The sequence below is a fragment of the Enterobacter sp. EC_50 genome, from assembly GCF_019584525.1.
Taxonomy (GTDB): Bacteria; Pseudomonadota; Gammaproteobacteria; order Enterobacterales; family Enterobacteriaceae; genus Enterobacter; species Enterobacter roggenkampii.
The window spans coordinates 1-603 of the sequence record NZ_VDAF01000079.1; the positions used below are offsets into that span (position 1 = coordinate 1).

Here is a 603-nt window from a genome sequence, read left to right on the forward strand (position 1 = left end):
CGTTGATAAAGTCCACCACCACCTCATCGCCCACGCGCGGGATCTGCACCCCGCCGTAGCCCTGGCCCGCCCACGCGCTCGACACGCGCACCCAGCAGGAGCTGGTGTCATCGCCCTTCGCCAGGCGGTCCCAGTGGAACTTTACCTTCACGCGGCCGTATTTGTCCGTCCAGATACTCTCGCCGTTCGGGCCCACCACCTTCGCGGTCTGCGGGCCGTAGGTGCGCGGCCACGCCGTGGTCTGCGCCGGACGGTAGACCACCGACGCAGGAATGACCGTGAAATCGGTCCGGTGAATGGTCTCCCCCTCGCCGCTGGCATAGCGGTTCTCTTCGAGGTGGTAACCCGCGGCAGTGACCAGATACTCTCCGTTGTCGCTGAAGAACGGCGCGTTGGTTAAGGTGAAGGTGTGCCCGGGCGCAATCCCCGCCGCCGTGGCGGTGGCCTGAATCTGCTGATGCTCAACCTGCCAGCGCTCCTGACGAATGCGGGCATAGAACTCCCCGTGCCCTTTGTCCACAAAGCGCCCCGGCCAGTCGTACACGTCGATGCTGCCCGGCTTCGGCGACGCCGGGTTCTGCTGGGCCTGGAACAGCCACGCGT

General features: G+C 66.0%; 1 protein-coding gene. It reads right to left on the reverse strand.

Annotated elements, in window-relative coordinates; translation table 11 throughout:
- On the reverse strand, positions 1–603 hold a 603-nt coding region (locus FHC48_RS23040; protein WP_220420635.1), incomplete at both ends, for a type VI secretion system Vgr family protein.